The organism is Halopseudomonas sp. T1L2 (assembly GCF_055397385.1).
Genome location: NZ_AP040865.1, coordinates 912,271 through 932,512, shown reverse-complemented (window position 1 = coordinate 932,512; position 20,242 = coordinate 912,271). Strand labels below are relative to the sequence as shown.

General features: G+C 57.3%; 10 protein-coding genes. 3 read left to right on the top strand and 7 right to left on the bottom strand.

All coding sequences use genetic code 11. From position 1 onward, the window contains the following. Positions 1-62: 62 nt before the first annotated feature. Positions 63-1,150, top strand: a protein-coding gene (locus ACZ5WQ_RS04405; protein WP_464383227.1) for an IS3 family transposase whose coding sequence is annotated in 2 segments (ribosomal slippage) — positions 63-315 and positions 315-1,150 — 1,089 coding nt in all. Because the reading frame shifts where the segments join, the coding sequence is not laid out codon by codon here. 436 nt (positions 1,151-1,586) lie between these two features. Here the strand turns inward: ACZ5WQ_RS04405 and ACZ5WQ_RS04400 are convergent. The 6 genes from ACZ5WQ_RS04400 to ACZ5WQ_RS04375 all read right to left on the bottom strand — a co-directional run bounded on the left by ACZ5WQ_RS04400 (position 1,587) and on the right by ACZ5WQ_RS04375 (position 15,519). Further along, entirely contained in the window at positions 1,587-3,698 is a 2,112-nt protein-coding gene (locus ACZ5WQ_RS04400) for a site-2 protease family protein (RefSeq protein WP_464383619.1), read from the bottom strand. After that, complete coding sequence (locus ACZ5WQ_RS04395) at positions 3,692-5,038, bottom strand: efflux RND transporter periplasmic adaptor subunit (RefSeq protein WP_464383226.1); 1,347 nt, start codon at positions 5,036-5,038, stop codon at positions 3,692-3,694. The genes ACZ5WQ_RS04400 and ACZ5WQ_RS04395 overlap by 7 nt, the downstream gene beginning before the upstream one ends. Before the next feature lie 9 nt (positions 5,039-5,047). Next, entirely contained in the window at positions 5,048-12,076 is a 7,029-nt protein-coding gene (locus ACZ5WQ_RS04390; RefSeq protein ID WP_464383225.1) for a DUF4347 domain-containing protein, read from the bottom strand. 39 nt (positions 12,077-12,115) lie between these two features. After that, the gene (locus ACZ5WQ_RS04385) at positions 12,116-12,865 is read right to left on the bottom strand and encodes an efflux RND transporter periplasmic adaptor subunit (protein ID WP_464383224.1); all 750 of its coding nucleotides are present in this window, start codon (positions 12,863-12,865) and stop codon (positions 12,116-12,118) included. Then, positions 12,865-14,430, bottom strand: a complete 1,566-nt coding sequence (locus tag ACZ5WQ_RS04380) for a TolC family protein (protein ID WP_464383223.1) — start codon at positions 14,428-14,430, stop codon at positions 12,865-12,867. The genes ACZ5WQ_RS04385 and ACZ5WQ_RS04380 overlap by 1 nt, the downstream gene beginning before the upstream one ends. Before the next feature lie 744 nt (positions 14,431-15,174). Then, positions 15,175-15,519: a YggL 50S ribosome-binding family protein gene (locus ACZ5WQ_RS04375; protein WP_269687422.1), complete on the bottom strand. Its 345-nt coding sequence runs from the start codon at positions 15,517-15,519 to the stop codon at positions 15,175-15,177. A gap of 205 nt (positions 15,520-15,724) precedes the next feature. Between ACZ5WQ_RS04375 and ACZ5WQ_RS04370 the strand changes: the two genes are divergently transcribed. Together ACZ5WQ_RS04370 and ACZ5WQ_RS04365 are read left to right on the top strand one after the other, a co-directional pair. After that, a complete protein-coding gene (locus ACZ5WQ_RS04370) occupies positions 15,725-16,753 on the top strand; it encodes an IS30-like element ISPsp4 family transposase (protein ID WP_057392730.1) in 1,029 nt (342 codons plus the stop codon). 106 nt (positions 16,754-16,859) lie between these two features. Further along, positions 16,860-17,495 carry a hypothetical protein gene (locus ACZ5WQ_RS04365; RefSeq protein ID WP_269687423.1) on the top strand — a complete coding sequence of 212 codons (636 nt, stop codon included), beginning with the start codon at positions 16,860-16,862 and terminating at the stop codon, positions 17,493-17,495. Between the two features lie 25 nt (positions 17,496-17,520). On the opposite strand, the gene ACZ5WQ_RS04360 is transcribed toward ACZ5WQ_RS04365, so the two are convergent. Next, the gene (locus tag ACZ5WQ_RS04360) at positions 17,521-20,136 is read right to left on the bottom strand and encodes an EAL domain-containing protein (RefSeq protein WP_464383222.1); all 2,616 of its coding nucleotides are present in this window, start codon (positions 20,134-20,136) and stop codon (positions 17,521-17,523) included. Positions 20,137-20,242 lie beyond the last annotated feature (106 nt).

Sequence of the window (20,242 nt, the reverse complement as noted above, 5' to 3'; positions counted from 1 at the left end):
CCCCTGAAATCAGTCCTCGTCAGAAGTAGAATTTTCTCCTAATTGGATCAAGGAAATTTTGCGTGAAGACATCGCGTTTTTCGGACAGTCAAATCATCTCCATCCTCAAGCAGGCCGAAGCCGGCAGCCCCGTGCCTGAACTGTGCCGCGAGCATGGCATCAGTTCGGCGACCTTCTACAAATGGCGCGCCAAGTTCGGTGGCATGGACGCCTCGTTAATGGCTCGACTGCGCGAGCTGGAGGAGGAGAATCGTCGCCTGAAGAAGATGTATGCCGAGGAGCGCCTGAAGTCCGAGCTCATCCAGGAGGCGATGGCAAAAAAGTGGTGAAGCCATCTCGGCGACGAGAGATGGCGCAACACGCGGTTGCCTCAGGCAAGGTCAGCATCAAACTGGCGTGTGTGTCGTTTGGCATCAGCACGACCTGCTATCGCTACCAGCCACGGTTGTCGGAAGAAAATGCCGAGATCGCCGATCACCTAATCCGACTCACACATAACCAACGCAACTGGGGGTTCGGCCTGTGCTTCCTGTATCTGCGTAACGTGAAAGGTTATCGCTGGAACCACAAACGGGTGTATCGGATATATCGGGAGCTGGAGTTGAACCTGCGGATCAAGCCGCGCAAGCGCATCGTGCGAGAGAAGCCCGAGCCACTGGCTGTGCCGGAGGCAATCAATCACTGCTGGTCGATGGACTTCATGCACGATCAGTTGGCCGACGGTCGCAGCTTCCGCCTGTTCAACCTGATCGACGACTTCAACCGCGAGGCCCTGACCATGGATATCGATCTGTCATTGCCGGCAGAGCGGGTGGTGCGCGCACTGGATCAAGTGATCGAGTGGCGTGGCAAGCCCCAAATTATCCGCAGCGACAATGGCCCGGAATACATCAGCAGCAAGCTCGTGCTATGGGCGGAAAAGCACGGCATTCGACTGGAGCATATCCAGCCCGGTAATCCACAGCAGAATGCCTACGTCGAGCGCTACAACCGCACGGTGCGCTACGACTGGCTGGGCCATTACTTGTTCGAGTCCATCGCCGAGGTGCAGGAGCATGCAACGCGCTGGGTATGGATATACAATCACGAACGGCCAAACATGGCCCTGGGTGGCATCACCCCCAAACAGAAGTTGGCTCTCGTGGCCTGACCTCTACTTCTGGCGAGCACTAAAAATGGGGGGATTACCACAGCGCGCTGTCCTGGCTTGAACAACCACTGGCATGGCACCCGTCGCTTGCCCTGCTGCGCTCAACCAGCCCGCTGTTACGGATATGGCAAAGCCAGATAGACCAGCTGCCGATGCCTCGCGCCGAAGACTGGCAACCGGAAAACGTGCTGGTGTGGCGCCCTCAGTGGCAACTTCACACGGAGCGGATAAGCTCGCTTAAGGCTGATCTGCTAGCGCCCTTTCGGTCAGGCAGCACGCTCAGTCAGGTGCTGGCGTTTAGTTCAGAGGATGAAGCCGAAGCCATACCGGCACTGGCAGAACTGGTAGCCTGGGGGTGCCTTTGCCCCGCGTGACATTGTGCACCTGCATGCCAGAGCACCGCTCATGGATCGGGCAGGCGCGCAAATCATTTTGCTCAGAATCCGGACTCCCGAATAAAAAGCGCAATCAGACGCTGCAACTGATGCAGCAATGCACTCCGTGGCTTGCCTTCAATGACGGCCACGCCGACCTCCCTTTTCTGTCGAAGAACCTCGGGTACAGGGCCTTCAAGCGTCATTTCGACGCGATAATGTGCGGCTTCCGGTATCAGCCGGTCATCCTTGAGTCGTGCGGCGATAGGGCCGCCCGCGTCAGAGCCGAGCTCTGCGTAGGGCAACGCCGGAACAGCGCTGATATCAATTTGTGCAACCCGCACAGGTATTCGCTCGCCTTCACCGGAGGATGCGACAAATACACCGACCTGACCGTGCTCAAGAGAGGTCAGATAACGCTCGTTTACCAATCCTTCAATGATCAGTTGGTCACTGTTGACCAGAGTAAGAATCGGCTCATCGCGTCCGATCCACTGGTTGTCAGACAGGCTTGCCATGGCGCCGACAAACCCGTTGATCGGAGCCCTGACGACCAGCTTCGCCTCCCGCTGACGCAACCCGGCCAACTGTTCATTCAACTGCTGCAGACGCTCAAGGTTGACCGCCTGAGCGACCTGGTCATCACGAAAAGTCGACTGACGAGAGAGCTTCAGGCGAACCAGCTGAAGCTGTTCCAGCGTTTCCTGCACTTGCTGCCTGAGTTCCGGCGACTGCAATTGCACAAGTACCTGCCCCGCCGTCACCTGATCGCCGGACTGCACGTGAACCGCCACTACCTGAGCCGGCTCCGACGCAAACAGCGATTGCACCTGCTGAGCACGCAAGACGGATGGCAGCCGAACATCAACCGACAGGGGCAGCAACATCCAGACTAGCGCCAGCAATGGCAGTGCCCACCCGGCCAATCGCCAGCCTGTCCAGTGAAAATCAGCGCGACGCTCTCGCCACGTACGTACTTCCTTGAATATGGGCATGACGATGAACCAGAGCACCTCGACAATGAATAGAAAGATGCCAAGCACCTTGAAGAAAAAGTGATACACCAGCAGAGCAATACCCAAGAACAGGAAAAAGCGGTACAACCATGTGCCCCAGGCATAGAGGATCAGCAGCCGTGCGCGTCGACGTGGCATCGGCTCCGGCAGCGGATCATTCAGCCCCCATAGCCAGCGACGCAACCGCCAGCGTCCGAGTTCGAACGCACGCTGTTGAAGGTTCTCTACCCCGATCAAGTCGGAAAACGCGTAGTACCCGTCAAACCGCATAAACGGACTGATGTTGACCAGGACAGAGGTAACCCAACTGGTGGTCGCAATAAAAAACGCGGCACTGCGCAGCGAACCATCCGGCAGGACACCCCACAGGAACGTGGCAATGAGCGCGAGATAAAGCTCTGTTCGGACGCCAGCAGTGACAATACGCAGGCGATCACGACGGGACTGCAGCTTCCAGGCATCCGTAGTATCGGTATACAGCACCGGAAACATCACCAGGAATGCGACGCCCATGGACGCCACTCTGCAACCCAGTCTTTGCGATACCAGCGCATGCCCCAATTCATGGGCACTCTTGACCAGCACCAGCGTCAGACCGTAAAGCAGAAACCCTTCCAGGCTGAAGAAGTAAAGAAAGGTCGCACTGAACTCGTCCCATTGGCGCAGCACCAGCAGGCCGCCCAGGACTCCGAGAACCATAACAATCCGATGTGCAGTACTGCCGAGCAGCCATGACAGCTTCGGGCCGACTTTATTCAGCCAGTTGTCAGGCCGAAACAGCGGAATTCGAATAAACAGATAGTTATGCAGTAACCATTGCAAGACGCTGGGCCGGCTGCCCTGCTGTTGACGATAAAAGGCGTCACTGGCGCCGTTGCTGCGGGCAAGCACCAGGTTGTTTGCAACCAGAAAATCGGAAAACGCACGAATCTCCTCGACCGCATGATCCAGCCCTCGGGCCTGCAGAAATGCATGCATCTCTTCCAGCGTGCGGCCTGGCTGCCAGTGGCGAATCAGCGCCAGGGCGTCTATCGACAGGGTGAAATAACGGTTACGCACTCGATCATGCAGCAGATAACGTGGCGCACCATCTTCGTCATGCCCTCCCGGCAGCAGCTTCAGGTCCTGCCTGAGTGCAGGTAGCCTGAACTCTACCATCCCAGCCACTGCCGAACCGAGGTAATGGGGCGGCGAAACAGGTAGAAGAAAATGCTCACCTTCTCACCGTACACCTTGGCGGTACCACGCAGGCCAACACGGGGAGGCTCTGCCTGCAGCTCAGACTCGCTGAGCTGTGCGATCAAACGGTAGGCCAGCTGCTGATCCGGCGTTGTCTGTGGTTCGTAGCCGGACTCACTGAGCTGTGCCGACCAGGCATGCAGAGGATCATTATCGAGAAAAACCCTTACCTCCGATCCCGATACCAGGGAAATCGAATCCTTGACCGGCAGCATGATTCTGAACTCCACCTGGGTCGGATCCGCAACCTGCATAATCCGTTCCCCTACCCTCACAGGCCGGCCCTTCCAGTCGTCCGGGTTGTCCAGTACGGCAACACCCGGCCGGTCAGCCGTAATCACCGAGCGCTCCAGCTGGTCCCGGGCAAACTGCCACTCGGCCTGTCTCAAACGAACCTGCGCTTCCAGCTCGGCGAGCCTGGCTTTCTGCGTGGGATCCAGAAAGCCGCCCTGCTGAACAGTCTTCAGTTCGGCCTCGGCAACAGATAACGCCTGCCTGGCAACCGCCTCCTTACTGGCAAGCTCACTTTGCTCAAGCTCGATCAGCACGTCGCCCGGGCGCACCTGCTGATTGGGCTTTACCGCTACCTGCCTGACCACCCCTTCCAGGGGGGCTGCAACAACATAGGGAGACTTCGGTACCACTTCAACCGGCGCCAGGGTACTCAGGCGTACCGGCAGCAGCATTATCAGCAGAACCGCCAACAGGCTGGCCAGCCACACCTTGCGGTGCTGCAGATTGCTTTTCAAACGAGTGAACTGCTGACCGCGACGCAGCGCAAAGAGCGCGTGCCCGGCACTCCCCGCCAGATGCTGCAGCACACTCTGCTCGGCCTCGCTCCAGTTTTTGTCCCGCAGCAGAAGCAGAACGCCTGCGACCTCGCCATTTCTGGCCTCGATCCGCAGCGGTTGCCAAAGGATATGATCGGGAAGACCAAGCTCTCGCCATTCGTTGGCAAGGTCCGCGCTCAGATCAGCCGGCCTCAGCTGGGTCTGATTTTCCGGACTCCCCTGTCCATTTACAAAACGCGCCAATTGCTCAACCCAGGCGATGTAGGGTGAGGTGTAATCAACAGTAGGCAAATCAGACGCGGCAACGACATGCGGCCGCTGCATGCGCTCACCAACCAGCAAAACGCTCTGGGTGTAAGGCACGCAGGTATGTGTCTGATTGACCAATGTATAAAACAACTGCGCAAGGCTTTCAGCCTTGCGCAGTTGCTGTTCGAGCCCCAAAAGGGCCGCGACAGTATCGCTCACCAATACCCCTTAAACTGACTGGAGCATCGACACGAGTCGGCTGCCATAGTGGTCACGCGCCGCTATCTCCGCAGCCAACTGGTCATTCAGCGGAATGAATCCCGTTGACTCGACGTCGACAGGCTCGACTGCTTCCGTATCAGCGCCGGCCGCTCGCTTGAACAATTCCTCAAGGTCAAGCTTGAGCTCAAGCACGCGAATCTGCCCGTCGGAGCCGATCGCCTGAACCCTGATACTGACCTCTTTCTGACCAGCAGGCGGATTGCCGATTGTGACCGAACCAGTGGTCGGGTCCAGCTGAATCCACCCAGGCAGCTGCTCACCGCTCGAAAGTGTTCCGCTGTAACGCTGGGTACCACCATTGGTACTGGTGTCCTGAATCGCAATGACGACCTGACCTTCAGAGTTACTCTTGATACTGGTTACCACCAGGGAAACAACATCGAATGCATCCCGCTGAACCTGGGTGAACTCTACCTGACCCGCCTCGTTTACGTTGACGTCAATCGAAGCGCGAACGGTCGTTGACCCATCGGAGTTCCTGACCTGGACCGCGATAGCGCCCGGTTCGGACAGAATGACCTGCTCGGATCGACCTTCACCATCGTTGTCCGCACCCTGCAGATCATCAAACGGCTCGCTACCTTCACCAATGGCATCCTCAACAACACTTTCGAAGCCAAGGCCGGACGACGGCATAAAACCACTGGAATCCAGCGGGTCACGCGTGTCGCCGCTCTCGCTGACAAGCCCATCTGGCATACCCGACTGCGGGAGTTCAACCGGCTGGGAGTCAGTATCGGGCGCTGGGGGTGGAGTACTGCCCGGGCCGGGATTGGCCGGGGCTTCGTTAGGCACGGCAGTTACCGTCAGCTCGAACACTCTGGAGACAGTGGCACCCTCGGCATCAATTGCCGTTACCTGAACTTCGAACACACCTGGCTCGCGCGGCGAACCTGAGATCGAGCCGGTCTCCGAGTTATAAACCAGCCCGCGCGGCAGTCCGCTGATGCTGAAGTCCAGATCCTCTCTGCTCAGCGTCGAGTCCTTGTCGGAGAACAGACTGTCCACTTCGAGCGCATAGCGGTCGCCCAGCTGCACAGTGGTTTCCTCACGGCTCAGCTCGCGCGCGGTGACTTCTGGGGCATCGTTGGTGCCAAGGATCCGGAAGTTCACAACAGCCTGATCAGTCGCGCCTTGACTATCTTCTACTGTCACGGTGTAGCTGAAATTGATTTCATCTCCTGCATTGAGGAAATCCAGGTCAAGGCCACGGACATCGTACGTCCAACCAATGCTCCCTTCGTTATCAAGCTCGGTGGCACCAGTGCTGAATGCGTCAACCAGCGCCTGAGCCAGCCCAGCAGGCAGCGTACCTACGACACTGTTATCCGCGCGACTCCAGGTGATATCGTCATTTGACTCAAAGCTGACGTCGATCGTGTCCGTCAGATCGACATCCGCAAAGTGCACCTCGCCGGACTGCACCAGATCCTGGGCGGCAGCGTCACCTGCCTCGGTAAAGTCCTCAGGCGCGTCAACGGTGACCTGCGGTGCATCGTTGCTGCCGGTCAGGGTAACGGTCACATCCTGGGTCGCCGTGCCACCATTGCCGTCATCAACGGTGATGGTAAACACCGCGGTAACGACTTCACCCTCAGCCAGGAATTCCAGGTCACCAGCGTCGATGTCGTAAGTCCAATCGACAGTACCGTCGTTGACATTCCCATCTGCCGCGCTGATGCTGAAGGCTTCCTCAATCACTGCCAGCTGCTCAGCGGTCAGCGGCAGATCGGTGCCATCCGCTTTCTTGGCGGTAACCGACTTGGTTACTTCGGTCGCCGCCGGGCGGTCGGTCAGGTCCACATCGGTAAAGGTGATTGAGCCACTGTCGGCCAGGTCGGAGCCGTCGGTGATCTCGCCGGTCACATCCACCACACTGATCTCCGGCACATCATTGCTGCCGGTCAGGGTAACTGTCACATCCTGGGTAGCCGTGCCGCCCTGGCCGTCGTCAACGGTGATGGTAAACACGGCGGTAACCACCTCCCCCTCAGCCAGGAATTCCAGGTCACCAGCGTCGATGTCGTAAGTCCAATCAATAGTGCCGTCGTTGACGTTCCCATCTGCCGCGCTGATGCTGAAGGCTTCCTCAATCACTGCCAGCTGCTCAGCGGTCAGCGGCAGCTCTGTGCCATCCGCTTTCTTGGCGGTAACCGACTTGGTTGCTTCGCTCGCCGTTGGGCGGTCGGTCAGGTCCACATCGGTAAAGCTGATCGAACCGCTGTCAGTCAGGTCACTGCTGCCATCGGTGATCTCGCCAGCCACATCACCCACGCTGATCTCCGGCAAATCGTTGCTGCCGGTCAGGGTGACAGTCACGTCCTGGGTCGCCGTGCCGCCATTGCCGTCATCAACGGTGATGGTAAACACTGCGGTAACCACTTCACCCTCGGCCAGGAATTCCAGGTCGCCGGCGTCAATGTCGTAGGTCCAGTTGATGGTACCGTCGTTGTCATTACCCGCCGCCGGGCTGATGCTGAAAGCATTCTCGATCGCTGCCAGCTGCTCGGTAGTCAGCGGCAGATTGGTGGTGCCATCAGCGCGCTTGGCGGTAACCGACTTGGTCACCTCAGTCGCCACTGGGCGGTCGGTCAGATCCACATCGGTAAAGCTGATCGAACCGCTGTCAGTCAGGTCACTGCTGCCATCAGTGATCTCGCCGGTCACATCACCCGCGCTGATCTCAGGCACATCGTTGCTGCCGGTCAGGGTCACGGTCACGTCCTGGGTCGCCGTGCCGCCATTGCCGTCATCAACGGTGATGGTAAACACGGCGGTAACCACTTCACCCTCGGCCAGGAATTCCAGGTCGCCGGCGTCAATGTCATAGGTCCAGTTGATGGTACCGTCGTTGTCATTACCCGCCGCCGGGCTGATGCTGAAAGCATTCTCGATCGCTGCCAGCTGCTCGGCCGTCAGCGGCAGATTGGTGGTGCCATCAGCGCGCTTGGCGGTAACCGACTTGGTCACCTCAGTCGCCACTGGGCGGTCGGTCAGATCCACATCGGTAAAGCTGATCGAACCGCTGTCAGTCAGGTCACTGCTGCCATCAGTGATCTCGCCGGTCACATCACCCGCGCTGATCTCAGGCACATCGTTGCTGCCGGTCAGGGTCACGGTCACGTCCTGGGTCGCCGTACCGCCATTGCCGTCATCAACGGTGATGGTAAACACGGCGGTAACCACTTCACCCTCGGCCAGAAATTCCAGGTCGCCGGCGTCAATGTCATAGGTCCAGTTGATGGTACCGTCATTGTCATTACCCGCCGTCGGGCTGATGCTGAAAGCGTTCTCGATCGCTGCCAGCTGCTCGGTAGTCAGCGGCAGATTGGTGGTGCCATCAGCACGCTTGGCGGTAACCGACTTGGTCGTCTCTGCCGCCGTAGGCAGATCAGAGGGATCTGCGTCAGTAAAGGTGATTGAACCAGTATCTGAGAGCGGACCGCTATCATTGATGGCGCCATCGGTATCGACGCCTGTCACGACTGGGGTATCGTTTACTGCGTTAATGGTGATGTCGAGGGTAGCTGCTTCCAAAGTGCCAAATCCAGCTCCACCGTACTCGACGATGTAGCCGCTAATATCACCGTTGTTAAATGCATAATCATTCCATTTTCCATTACTGGAGATGAAGTGCGCGTAGTCTTCTTCGCCAGCATTGTTCGGTTCACCGTCGCCCCAGTTTTCATAGTTGCCGTCAACCGAGCTACCGCTACCCGTACCAGTCCAAAATAAAGTGCCCGCCTCTGGCCCGGTTACCCAGCGCCATTGCCCTTCAATAGCAGCATCGCTGGCACCCATCCAGCCATCGCCACCCAGCTTCGGAGTAATAAAGGCATTTTCCTCAGCGGAGGTTACGGTGGCCAGATACCCCTTCAAGCCAAACAACTCGCGGCTCTCAGCGGCAGCCTTAGCGTCCGCCCAGGTCATACCGGGTGCACTGACGTACTCGTAGTAATGCCCATTCGCAGGGTTGTAGAACAATCCCTGCTCATCCACCCGATAGGGTTGCCAGCTGGAGCCGCTGTCGTCACTCGCTTCGATAGTCAGCTGGTCGCTGCCAAAGTAATCGGCATCACCTGCGTAACGAAGCGAGTTAAGAGCGGCCTGAACATCGCCAATGGCACCCGAGAACACCAGAGTGTGGCCACCGGACTGGGAAACAGAGACCGTGCCTGGATTATCCAGACTCAGGTTGCCATGGTTTGAACTGATACGAACGGTGACGTTGTCCCCTTCAACATCCGTCAGGTTGAACCCGTTGATGAGAATCGAAGAGTCTTCGTTAAGTGTGACAGATGACTTGCCGGTAATGGAGACTGGATCATTGACAGCCGCAACCTCCACATTGACCTGCAAGCTGGCTGCAGACACCCCGTTCTGGCTGTCAACGGCTTTCACCGTGAAAGCGGAGAGTACGCCGTTGGCATTACTGCCCGGCAGCCAAATCAGGCTCTCGCCTGGTGCCAGCAGTGTAGTACCGGCAACGACATCGCTGAGTACCCCGCCAGACTCGCGGCGCAAGGTACCACTGAGAATGGAATCGATACGGAACGATACCGAGGCATCCTCTTTATCGGAGGCGTTGGCCAAGGCTTGCAGTTCTGCGTAGGTAATGGTCCTGGCAGTATCCTCCGACGCGCCGGTTACAGTCCCGGTGCTGTTATCAATTACCGGGATATCATTAACTGCGGTAATGGATGTTCCAAGACTAACAGCTGCAGCCGAGACTGCTGCTGTGCCGCCGGTGCTTCCAACAGCGGTAGTATCAAAGGCTTGTCTGGTCGCACCGCTGGTGAAGGTAATGCCGGGATCAGAGCTGTCAACAGCATGAACACTGAGGCTACCGGGCGCGCCATTGTAATCCGCCGCAGGAACGAACCGCAGGCTCGCAGTAGAAGACAGCAGCAGACCTGCATCGGCCGACACAGTACCAACCGCTAGCCAGTTGGTGCCATCAGTGGAATATTGCCACTCGCCCTGCGAGGAATCGCTGGCGTCGTCGGTGATGATGATACCAGCCAACGAATCTTTCGGATCAAAGGATGCATCAACATCCGAGAACAGCGAGCCAAACAGGGTGCCGACACTGCTACCTGCTGGAGCCGTGGTGTCTTCATTGACAGCGCCGAGTGTTGCATTGCCACTGAACGAGGGGGCGTTGTTACGTTCAGCGATAGTGACCTGACTGGTATCGGAGCCTGTATTGCCAGCCTTGTCCATTACCGAGACGGTAACGGTGCGGGTCAGTGTATTGTAGTCGACCGCAGTATTTTCGTAGGTTATGCGCTGGGCAAGCGAGGTCAGTACAGAGTCACCAACCGGGCCCGGCGGGTTGGCCTGGGTGACCTTGACGTCATCGATCATCAGTTTGCCGCCGACGTAGTTGCCGCCGGTGAAATCGTAGGAACCGGCTACAAATACAAAGCGGTATACCCCCTCTTGGCCCGCGCCGATAGTGATCTCTTCACGAGCCCAATTGGTTTCTTGATTTGAGCTAGTACCAGTGCGATCAAGAATGGTAATGGTTTCGCCGGTATTGACGTCGATAATGTAGCCAAACGCATCATAGGCGTCACCACCACTAAGTGCCTTCCAATCAAAGGACACCTTGTCGCCAGCTTGCAGTGCAACAGCCCCGTCACTGTAGACGGCTGGGCCGCGAATAACTCCATAGGACTGATTAAAGCTGGCTGCCCCGGTATCCAACTCGATTGCCAAGTCACTCGCATCAGAGCCAGCATAATTGGACAATTTGGCGCTTTGAACAAAATTGCCACCGGTGGTGTTGTCACCCACGGAACCGTTGCTAGCCGGGTAGGTTGGGTCAACAGGTGTAAGCTGCCCCGCGATTTGGTCAACCCCCATGCGCAGACGTTGCATGACCGATGTCCAGCCCGAGATCACCGTCGAACCGTTGGTGCCATCCTGGAAGTCGCCGTTTTCAAAGGCGTTGGAGAAGTTGATTCTCAGCGGCTGGCCATTTTCGCCGTTTTTGACCAGGTCAACGCTACCAATCACAATCGCGACAGACCCGTTACCACGATAAACCGTACTGCCAACGATGGACACTTCACCGTTCACGGTTGAGGGTGTGCTGTCACTGATGAAGCCCAGCGACTCTGAGGACGTCGCATCACCAATTTCGAAGTCGATATAACCGCCGGTGTAATCAGTGCCGCCACCGATGGTCACATCGCCGTCAATCAGCACAGCCCCGTCACCTTCGCTGTACTGGAGGTCATCAAGGTTGGAGATTACCAACGGCGCCAGCGTGCCATCGTACCCAGCCGCAACCAATGCAGTGGTCTCGACCGAACCACTGGTCACCTCCAGCTCCCAGTCCCCGCCGAGCGCCTGGGCACCGGTCAGGTCTTCGGACGCTGCAACATCAGCGCTGGTGAGTTGGGCTACAGCATCCAGAAACCCCTGCCCTTCACTGTCAGACCCGACATAGCAACCGTAGAGCATCAGGTCACCCGACTCGGTAAGCGTTTCACCCAGCGCGGCGAGCAGCTGCGCATTGGCATCCAGATTCTCGCCATTGAGCGTCAGTGTGCCGAGTTTCAGCTCACCTACATCACCGTGAGAGAACAGGTGGATGGCATCAATACCCGACTGCCCCTGCAGCGCGGCGACCATTTGTTCCAGGCCGTTCTCGCTGCTGTCTATCAGAATGACTTCAACACCGTCATCCAGCCCATCAATCAAGCCCTGATAGTTGTCTACCGAGGTATCGACAAAAGCGACTTCGCGGCGATTACCAGGCTCACTTGCCGTGGGCGCCGGCGCAGCAAAATGCATGCTCTGTTCGGCCGAAGCGGTATGCGTTGCGGCCTCCTGAAAAGCCACGTCCGTGGTCATTTCTACAGCGGTAGCAACCGCAGCACCATCAAGCAGAATGCGCGGCTCCAGCGCACTGATCAGGGGCTTGCGGCGAAAGCGAACTGCGTTAGCGGGGGTGTGTTTTTTCATGTCCTCTATCCCTTTAGGGCACCGGCCAGATGGTCTGTTTCAGGGGCTGACTTGTTCTTCGGCGGGCGCGGGCTCGCTGAATACGGCAGTCGCGCTCATACCGGGTATAAGTTGCGTGTTTTGTGGCAATTTGGCTCTCAGCAGGACTGTCTGGCTGACAGCATCAATTGCGGGAATAATCGCCCTAACCTCGGCAGATTCGGGTTCGGCAAGGTTGTCCACCAGCAAGCTGATTGGCTGGCCCACGGTCAGCCAGTTCAGCCAGGCTGCAGGCACAACCACTTCCGCCTCGAGGTTCTGGTCACCCACAACCTCAATCAATTCCTGTTGCTGGCGAATATTCTCGTGGGCGTTGACCCGCAGACCGACAACGCGGCCTCGCCAGGGTGCCTTGATTACACAGCGGTCGGTGTTGAGACGGGCAATTTTCAGCTCAGCCAGAGCCTGGGCATATTCTGACTGCGCCAGAGCGACATCCAGCCCACCGATTGAGTTCAAGGCATCAAGCTCACGAGCATTTTCGCTTTTGATTCGCGCTGCCTGAACTTCAGCAGCCACCTTCTCGGCCTGGGCGTCATACAGGGAACAGTCCAGATCAACCAGAACTGCTCCCCTTTCAAAGGCCTCACCGGGAAGGTAAGGAATGCGCTGGACGCGCGCAGCCAGCTCGCCCGAGAGTACGGCGCGATCCAGTGACTTGATCACTGCTCGCGCCTGGTACTCGGCCTGAGCCGAAGCCGCGCTTGCCAGCAGGGCCAGCGACAGCCCCAGATTGAATTGCTGACGCATCAGCTGGTCTTGTCGCTGGCGACGACTTGATCAGACTCAACTGGCACAACGGCCTCCGCAGACTGTGCACTTTGAGCTGAATGCTGCCACTGATCAAAGCGCTGTCCGATCTCCTGGCCCAACGCCTCAACATTCAGAGTCTGATAATCCTGCGGGAGCAGATCCATGCCGATGGTCACAAAGACACGACCGTAGCTGTTCTGCAGATCGGCATACGCAACATCACGGCGCAGCTCGGCCAGGACAGTGTTAAGCGACTCACGAATCAGATCGAGCTGCGACATGCGCTTGTGCTCCGCAGCATTGCGGGTCTGCTCGCCAATGCGCTCGGCAACACCGAGATACTGAGTGGCCAGGTCGAAGCTTTTGCGCGCCTGCTCATAGCGGATGCGAGAGAGATGCACCTGAGTGAGAACCGCCATGGAGGTAGCCAAACGCTGCTCTTCGGTCAGCGCCTCGCGGGTCTCTGCCATCCGACGCTCAGCGCCAATCTTGAACACGTCCAGCATGTTCCAGCTGACCTGCGCGCCGACACTGGTCCAATCCTGGTTCAGCAGATATTCGTTACTGTCCTGGTACGAGCCGGCGGTCAACTGAATGCCCGGTAGCAGGCTCAGCATTGCTGCCTTTGTCTCTGCAGCAGAAATGCGTTTCTGGTAGTGAGTTTCGACCAGTTCAGGGCGCTGCTGCAGCGCCTGCTCTTCCATCTCGGCCAGGCCCACGCTCAGCTCAGGCACTTCAAAAGCCGGATTCGACACGTCAACCAGCGAGAACTGCGTGCCCGGCTTCAAACCCATGAGGGCCGACAATTCGGTCTTGGCTCCCATAAGGTCCTGACGCAGGGCCTGCAGCGCGCGGAGAATATCCAGTAACTCACGCTGGTAATACAGCGCATCCAGCGGTGAACGCAGTCCTTGAGTTTCCACCTGGCGCGAGTTCGCCAGTGCATCACTGGCCTGATCGATAAGAGGATTGATCTTGCTCAGCAGGCGCTCTGCCGAGACTGCTCGCCAGTAGGCAGCGCGCACGTCCTGGGTAATGTTGTGAACAACCTTTCGCTCACGCTCCCTGGTAATCAGATAACGATCCGCATGCTGCTGGGCACGAACATAGGAGAGACCAAAGTCGAGGACATTCCAGGAGAAAGCAACATCCTGAGTATCACGCTCGCGACCCTGTGAAACGGAGTAAGCCGGGTTCGGACCCAGCGCATCCGGCTCGCCATCAGTAAAGTTGACGCTGGCAGACGCTGCGTATTCACTGCGCTTCGAATAACCCGCCGATGCCGTCAGCTCAGGCAACATCTCATGGCGAACAAGATCGATTTGCCCTTGGGCCAGAGCCGCTTCCAGGGACTTCAGTTTCTTATCACGATTGTTGAGAACGGCGCGAGCGATCGCCTCATCCAGAGAGATCGCTGCCTCAACAGCCTGCTCCTGCGCCAAGCGGTCGATATCCGAAAGCGCTGTCGTTTCAAGGCTTTGCGGACTAATCACGTTGGGAGTAACAGAGCAACCACTTGCGAGGGCAACAACAGATAAAGCTAGCAGGGACTTCTTAAGCATGAACTCTTCCTTCGGTAGAAGATCGGACCAATCCAATGGCGACGTGCCACATACTAATCATTCTGCAAATCAAAAAACAAGCCTATTTACAGCAAAAAGCTGTAAGTAAAGAGAGGTTGATTCAGGTCAATATTCCCCAGCCGAAACGTAACTGCGCACACGCGAACTACGCCAATTAATTAGCGCCAAAAACTCAACACTCGACATCCATAGACAGGATCAGGCACGGCAGTCGAATAGCACTATCAACACAGAAGTCGCATTAGCAATCAGAACATCTGCCAGCAGAATGGTGACTATACCGCTCCAAAAAACCAGCCAACTGCGGCAATTATTGCTGCCTTGCCGCTAACCAAGCTATTAGCGGAATGTAATACCCAATCGCATAACGGCAAGTGCAGAGCACACTTGGCGCTCTGATAAAGCACAATCGTTCCTCAGCTTACTGGGCAATGAGCTGCGGATTTCAGAATGGAAGAGAACAACAAGAAAAAAAGCAATTCGGACCCGAAAAAGCAGCCACTTAAGCCTTTAATTTATAAAGCTTATGCAGCATGAGACGATACAAAAAGACGCTATAAAGTGCTAACTACACTAAATAAATCACCAAAATAAACTCTGGCTGTTAAACGCTGGAAGCCAAACCTTATTCCTGGCTGCGCGCTGTTACGAAAAAGCCCCTGCCTTTGGGCCAGGGGCTTTACTCGCAAATCTGGGCCATCATTACCTGATGCCCCTAAACTGTTAAACCGCTGCGTTGATCGGCTTGTCAGGATACCAGGCATCCTGCAGAGGACCGACTTCGCAGACAGCCAGTTCGCTGCGCGCCTTGAGCCAGCTCTCGACAGCTTGACGCTGCTCTTCGCTGACCGAGCCGCGCTCGGCCAGGCAAACCAGACCAAAGCCCTCGCCACCAACATAATCCAGGTTGTTTGCGTCCATTGCCTCAGCCAGGAACTGGTCCAGGAAGGCGTCAATCGCCTCAATATCAAGATCGCTCTTGAATTCGAGATTCAGCTCAAAGCCCAGCTCCTGAAACTCGTCAACACACAGCTTTTTGCGCAGGCGACGGGACCGATTGGTAGCCATAAGTTTTCCTCTTGAATGATGTCAGCGCGGATTGTAGCAGGGTAGCCCCGCTCCCGCTGGCCTTCCGACCAGCTGCACTGCTAAACCCGTCGCGCGGCGCCCTGTTACCGCGGACTGATACCAGTTGGCCTTCCTGAACGCTGATATGCTTGGCGGCGGCAAAAACTGAGTGCAACACCTGACCTTTCCGGTACGGTGCTGCCCTATGTCTTATTCCGAACTCAGCGTTGAAGAGCGTGCCACCATTCAAGTTAGTCATGCCCAAGGCCTCAGCTTGCGCAGGATTGCCTGCTTGATCAACCGATCCCCTTCGACGGTCAGCCGAGAGATGCGCCGCAATCGAGATGCAGCTGGCAGCTACTCGGCCCGCGTGGCTCAGCAGCGGATGAAGGTCCGCCGCCAGGCTTGTCGGCCCATGCGAAAGCTGCTGCCAGGTAGTGAGCGCTTTGAACTGGTGATCCATATGCTGCGCCAGCGTTTGTCTCCCGAGCAGATTGCCGGCAAGCTGCGCAGTATGAACATACCCAGTCTTAGAGATGCCTACGTCTGTCGCGAGACGATCTACAACGCGATCTATGCCCTGCCCGTCGGTGAGCTGCGCAAGGAGTTGATCCTTTGTTTGCGCCAAGGCAAGACGACACGTAGACCACGCCTTGGCGGTGTGGATCGGCGCGGGCAGATTCCAGAGATGGTCAGCATTCACTTGCGCCCGCCAGAAGTTGAAGACCGGCTGATGCCGGGGCATTGGGAAGGCGACCTTATTAAGGGTAAGGCTAACGCCTCGTCTGTAGGTACGCTGGTGGAGCGCACTAGTGGCTACCTGATGCTGGTGAAGATGAACGACGCGACGGCGACCTCGGCGATGGAGGGCTTCAGCGCCGCCCTCAATAACATGCCGCTGGCGATGCGCAAGAGCATGACCTACGACCAGGGCCGGGAAATGGCACAGCACGCCGAGATCACCCAGAGAACCGGTGTGGCGATCTACTTCTGTGACCCGCACAGCCCTTGGCAGCGCGGCAGCAACGAAAACATTAATGGCCTGATCCGCCAGTACCTGCCCAAGGGCACTGACTTGTCGGTACATAGCCAAGAAGAACTGGATGCCATTGCGTTTCAACTGAACATGCGTCCACGTAAGCGCTTCGATTTCAAATGTCCTATCGAAGTCATGAGCGAAGTGATGCAGAAAGCCTTGGCTATGCAATATGATGCTCCTGCGTCAATTCAATAACCGTGTTGCACTCAGCTCCTGCAACCGCCCTTTGCACTTTGTTTTGCCATTCAAGCCGAGATCGGCAAGTATCTTTCCCGGATTCAACGCCTTTGATGGAGAGATAATGAATCGTTTTATCTGGCTCTGGGACAACGCCGCAACACTGGCCGGGATAGCTACCCTGCTGGCCCTGCTCACGGCATTGACCATCTGGACTCGCCTGCTGCGACATCGAGCAAAGCCATTGGTGGTGACCGCCGCTCACTTTCGTCCCTCCTTGCTTCCAGGCGACTGGACGACGTTCCTGCGAATCAAGAACCGCAGCGATCGACCAATGGTCATCCAGCGTATCGACATCCTGGGACCGCAGATCCACTATCTGCGCTGCGTGGCGGGTGAACTGATCGAAGGCCGAAATGTGCAACCGGTGCTGGCGGCGTTCAGTCACGACAGCGCTACACTGGCTCCGGGCGGCACCTTCTCTACATCGAACCACGATCTTGACCATGACGCGGCCAACGAGCTATTCAGCAGCCAAAACCGGTTAGGCGTCATAACCGATCGCGGTGACTACTGCCTTGCCTTGCCGCGCCTGAGAGTAAACAGACTTCACACGGGCGATCCCGACTTTGAACTCGCAACCGACAGTCGCTGGGTGCACGAATGGAACAGGCTTAGGGTCATGATCGCCGGTCTGGTTTCAAATCGGTCAATCCGGCGACACATACTGGGCATCAGAGACGAGCGTGCCGGCAGCTGATGCCGAGCAGCTCGTGCGCCAGATTTCAAAGCAGCTCAAGAAATGCATCCACGGACATCGGCTTGCCAAACAGGTAACCCTGAAAGTGCCTGCAGCCATGCAGACGCAGAATCTCCTGCTGCGCCGAATGCTCAACGCCTTCGGCGATGACCTCAAGTTCAAGCCCTTCGGCCATCGACAATATGGCTCTGACAATGGCGATGTTGCCTTTGTCATCAGGGAGCCCCCGGACAAAAGACTGGTCTATCTTCAGTTGGTCGAGCGGCAGGCGCTGCAGATACGCCATGGATGAGTAACCGGTACCGAAGTCATCAATGGCAAACCGCACCCCCATCTCCCTCAGCAGCTGCATTCGAGAGACGGCTTTGTCTACATCGGTCAGCAACAGGGACTCGGTTATCTCAAGCTTGAGCTGCAGTGCACTGGCGCCTGTTTGCTGCAGAATTTCCCTGACCTGACAGACAAAATCGTCCCGGTACAAAAGCCGTGCACTGATATTGACAGCCAACGACAGCGTCGCGGTCTGCGGTTGCTGTGCCCATCGCGCCAGCAGCTCACAACCCTGACGCAGGATTGCCAGATCCAGTGACTCTATCAACCCAGAGCGCTCTGCAATGTCGATAAACACGCCTGGCGCGAGCAGGCCCCGCGCAGGATGCTGCCATCTGACCAGCGCCTCGGCCCCTTCAACATTACCGCTGGCATCGGCCTGGGGCTGCAGATAGAGCACAAACTCTTCCTGCGCAAACCCTCGCCGAATGTCCTCCTCAAGCTCGAGCCGCATGCTCACAACCGCCTGCATCTGCGGGTCATAGAAGCTCAGCATGTCCTTGCCTGCTGCCTTGGCGCTGTACATCGACAGATCAGCGTACTGCATCAGTTCGTCAGCGGTGTGTTGCTCATCGTTGAACAGCACAATGCCGAGGCTCGCACTGCTGCTGAAAACATGATCTTTGATCAGGTAGGGTTCACGCAGGGTTTGCAGCAGCTTCCTGCCGATGTGTTCAACCTGGGTGGCCGCTTCGGTCGCATTGACTTCAAGGCCCTCGAGCAAAACCACGAACTCGTCTCCGCCGAAGCGCGCTACCGTATCGCGCTCACGCAGGGCGTGCCGGAGCCGCTCTGCAACCTGACACAGCATCCCATCTCCAATCTGGTGACCATATAGATCATTTACGTTCTTGAAGTCGTCCAGATCCAGGAAAATCAACGCAGCGTAGTGCTGCTCGCGGTGGCATACCACAAGCGCCTGCTCCAGGCGCTGACGCATCAGCCGACGATTGGGCAGATTGGTCAGCGGATCGTAAAAGGCGAGATGCTGAATCTTCTCTTCGGCATCCTTGCGCTCACTGATATCGGTCAGAGAGGCAACGTAGTTGGTCAGGCGTCCCTTGGCATCGTGTACAGCGCTGATCGTCAGCCATTCGGGAAATGCCTCGCCACTCTTGCGGCGGTTCCATATTTCGCCCTGCCAGCCACCAGACTCGTTAAGCGCCTTCCACATCTGCTGGTAAAACTCCGCCCCCTGATGGCCTGAGCCGAGGATTCGCGTCGGCTGGCCCAGAACCTCTGCTTCGCTGTAGCCGGTGATGGCCGAGAACGCGCGATTGGCCTTGATGATTCGTGTCTGCGCGTCGGTAACCAGCATCCCCTGCTGGGATTCGAAGGCGATCGCTGCGATCCGCTGGTCAAGTTCCAGAGCCACCCGGTCGCTGATGTCGCGTGCAAACAACACCACTGCGCGCCGCCCACCGTGCCTGATCTCGAGACGCCGTGCTCTGGCTTCGAAGGTTCTGGTCCCCGCCAGGGTCTGCATGCTGTATTCGATTGACTGCGGCTGATCCGAGGCCAGGGTGCGCGCGATAAACTCGAGGAAACGATCAGCCTGCTCCTTCGGCAGTACGTCCTGCAGACGCCTGTTCAGCAGCGTTGTCTGATCTGCAGCAAGCAGCTCATGCTGGGGTGTACTGACCTTCAGATAGGTACCCTGCTCATCGAGTACCATGAACACATCCGGCACCGCATCCGTGATGGCCTGCAGATAGGCTTCGCTCTGGCGCAGCGCATCACGTGCATGGCGCTGCTTCTCCACATCCTCAAGCAGCAGCCCCAACAGCACAGCCGACGGAATCAGCACCACCAGCAGCGGAACCAAGGCATGTTCCAGGAACAGCGCGTAATTGGCAGCCGGCAGCAGGGCAAGAATCAGCACCTCAAGCAAGTGCATCAGCGTACTGAAGACCAGCAACGAGAGTACATTGAATGGTATGCGGTGCTGCCGATGGAGATAACGAAACAACAACCCCATCAACACCGGCATGGCAACGTTCAGCAATCCGGGCACAAGGCCGACACCACCCAGCGACAACCTGAACAACCCGCCCATTACGCCGGCAATCCCCGCCACCAACGGCCCGCCAAAAAAGGCGGCCATGCTGAGCACCACTGTCCGACCGTCGAAGATCAGGCCTTCGGCCAGCTCAAGCGGAATCATCATGCCAACAACGCACACAGCGCCAAAGAGTACTCCCGAGCACACCTTGCCAGGCAGCTCGTAGCCATCCAGGTAGCGCATGATCATTGCGTGAAGCCAGCAGAGCGCAATCAGCAGCGTCAGATTCTCGACCAGATCCAGAAACATCAAGTACCTCGAAAGCTGCTGACAACGGCGGCGGCAGGCGCGCGCAGTCTCGGATTAATATTGGGCGACAAGGCAAGCCTCCCGCAAAACCATAGGCGCAACTGGG

Excerpts from the sequence above, each read along its gene's own strand:
- ACZ5WQ_RS04400 (WP_464383619.1), bottom strand. The coding sequence starts at position 3,698 with ATGGTAGAGTTCAGGCTACCTGCACTCAGGCAGGACCTGAAGCTGCTG.
- ACZ5WQ_RS04390 (WP_464383225.1), bottom strand. The coding sequence starts at position 12,076 with ATGAAAAAACACACCCCCGCTAACGCAGTTCGCTTTCGCCGCAAGCCC.
- ACZ5WQ_RS04385 (WP_464383224.1), bottom strand. The coding sequence starts at position 12,865 with ATGCGTCAGCAATTCAATCTGGGGCTGTCGCTGGCCCTGCTGGCAAGC.
- ACZ5WQ_RS04380 (WP_464383223.1), bottom strand. The coding sequence starts at position 14,430 with ATGCTTAAGAAGTCCCTGCTAGCTTTATCTGTTGTTGCCCTCGCAAGT.
- ACZ5WQ_RS04375 (WP_269687422.1), bottom strand. The coding sequence starts at position 15,519 with ATGGCTACCAATCGGTCCCGTCGCCTGCGCAAAAAGCTGTGTGTTGAC.
- ACZ5WQ_RS04370 (WP_057392730.1), top strand. The coding sequence starts at position 15,725 with ATGTCTTATTCCGAACTCAGCGTTGAAGAGCGTGCCACCATTCAAGTT.
- ACZ5WQ_RS04365 (WP_269687423.1), top strand. The coding sequence starts at position 16,860 with ATGAATCGTTTTATCTGGCTCTGGGACAACGCCGCAACACTGGCCGGG.
- ACZ5WQ_RS04360 (WP_464383222.1), bottom strand. The coding sequence starts at position 20,136 with ATGTTTCTGGATCTGGTCGAGAATCTGACGCTGCTGATTGCGCTCTGC.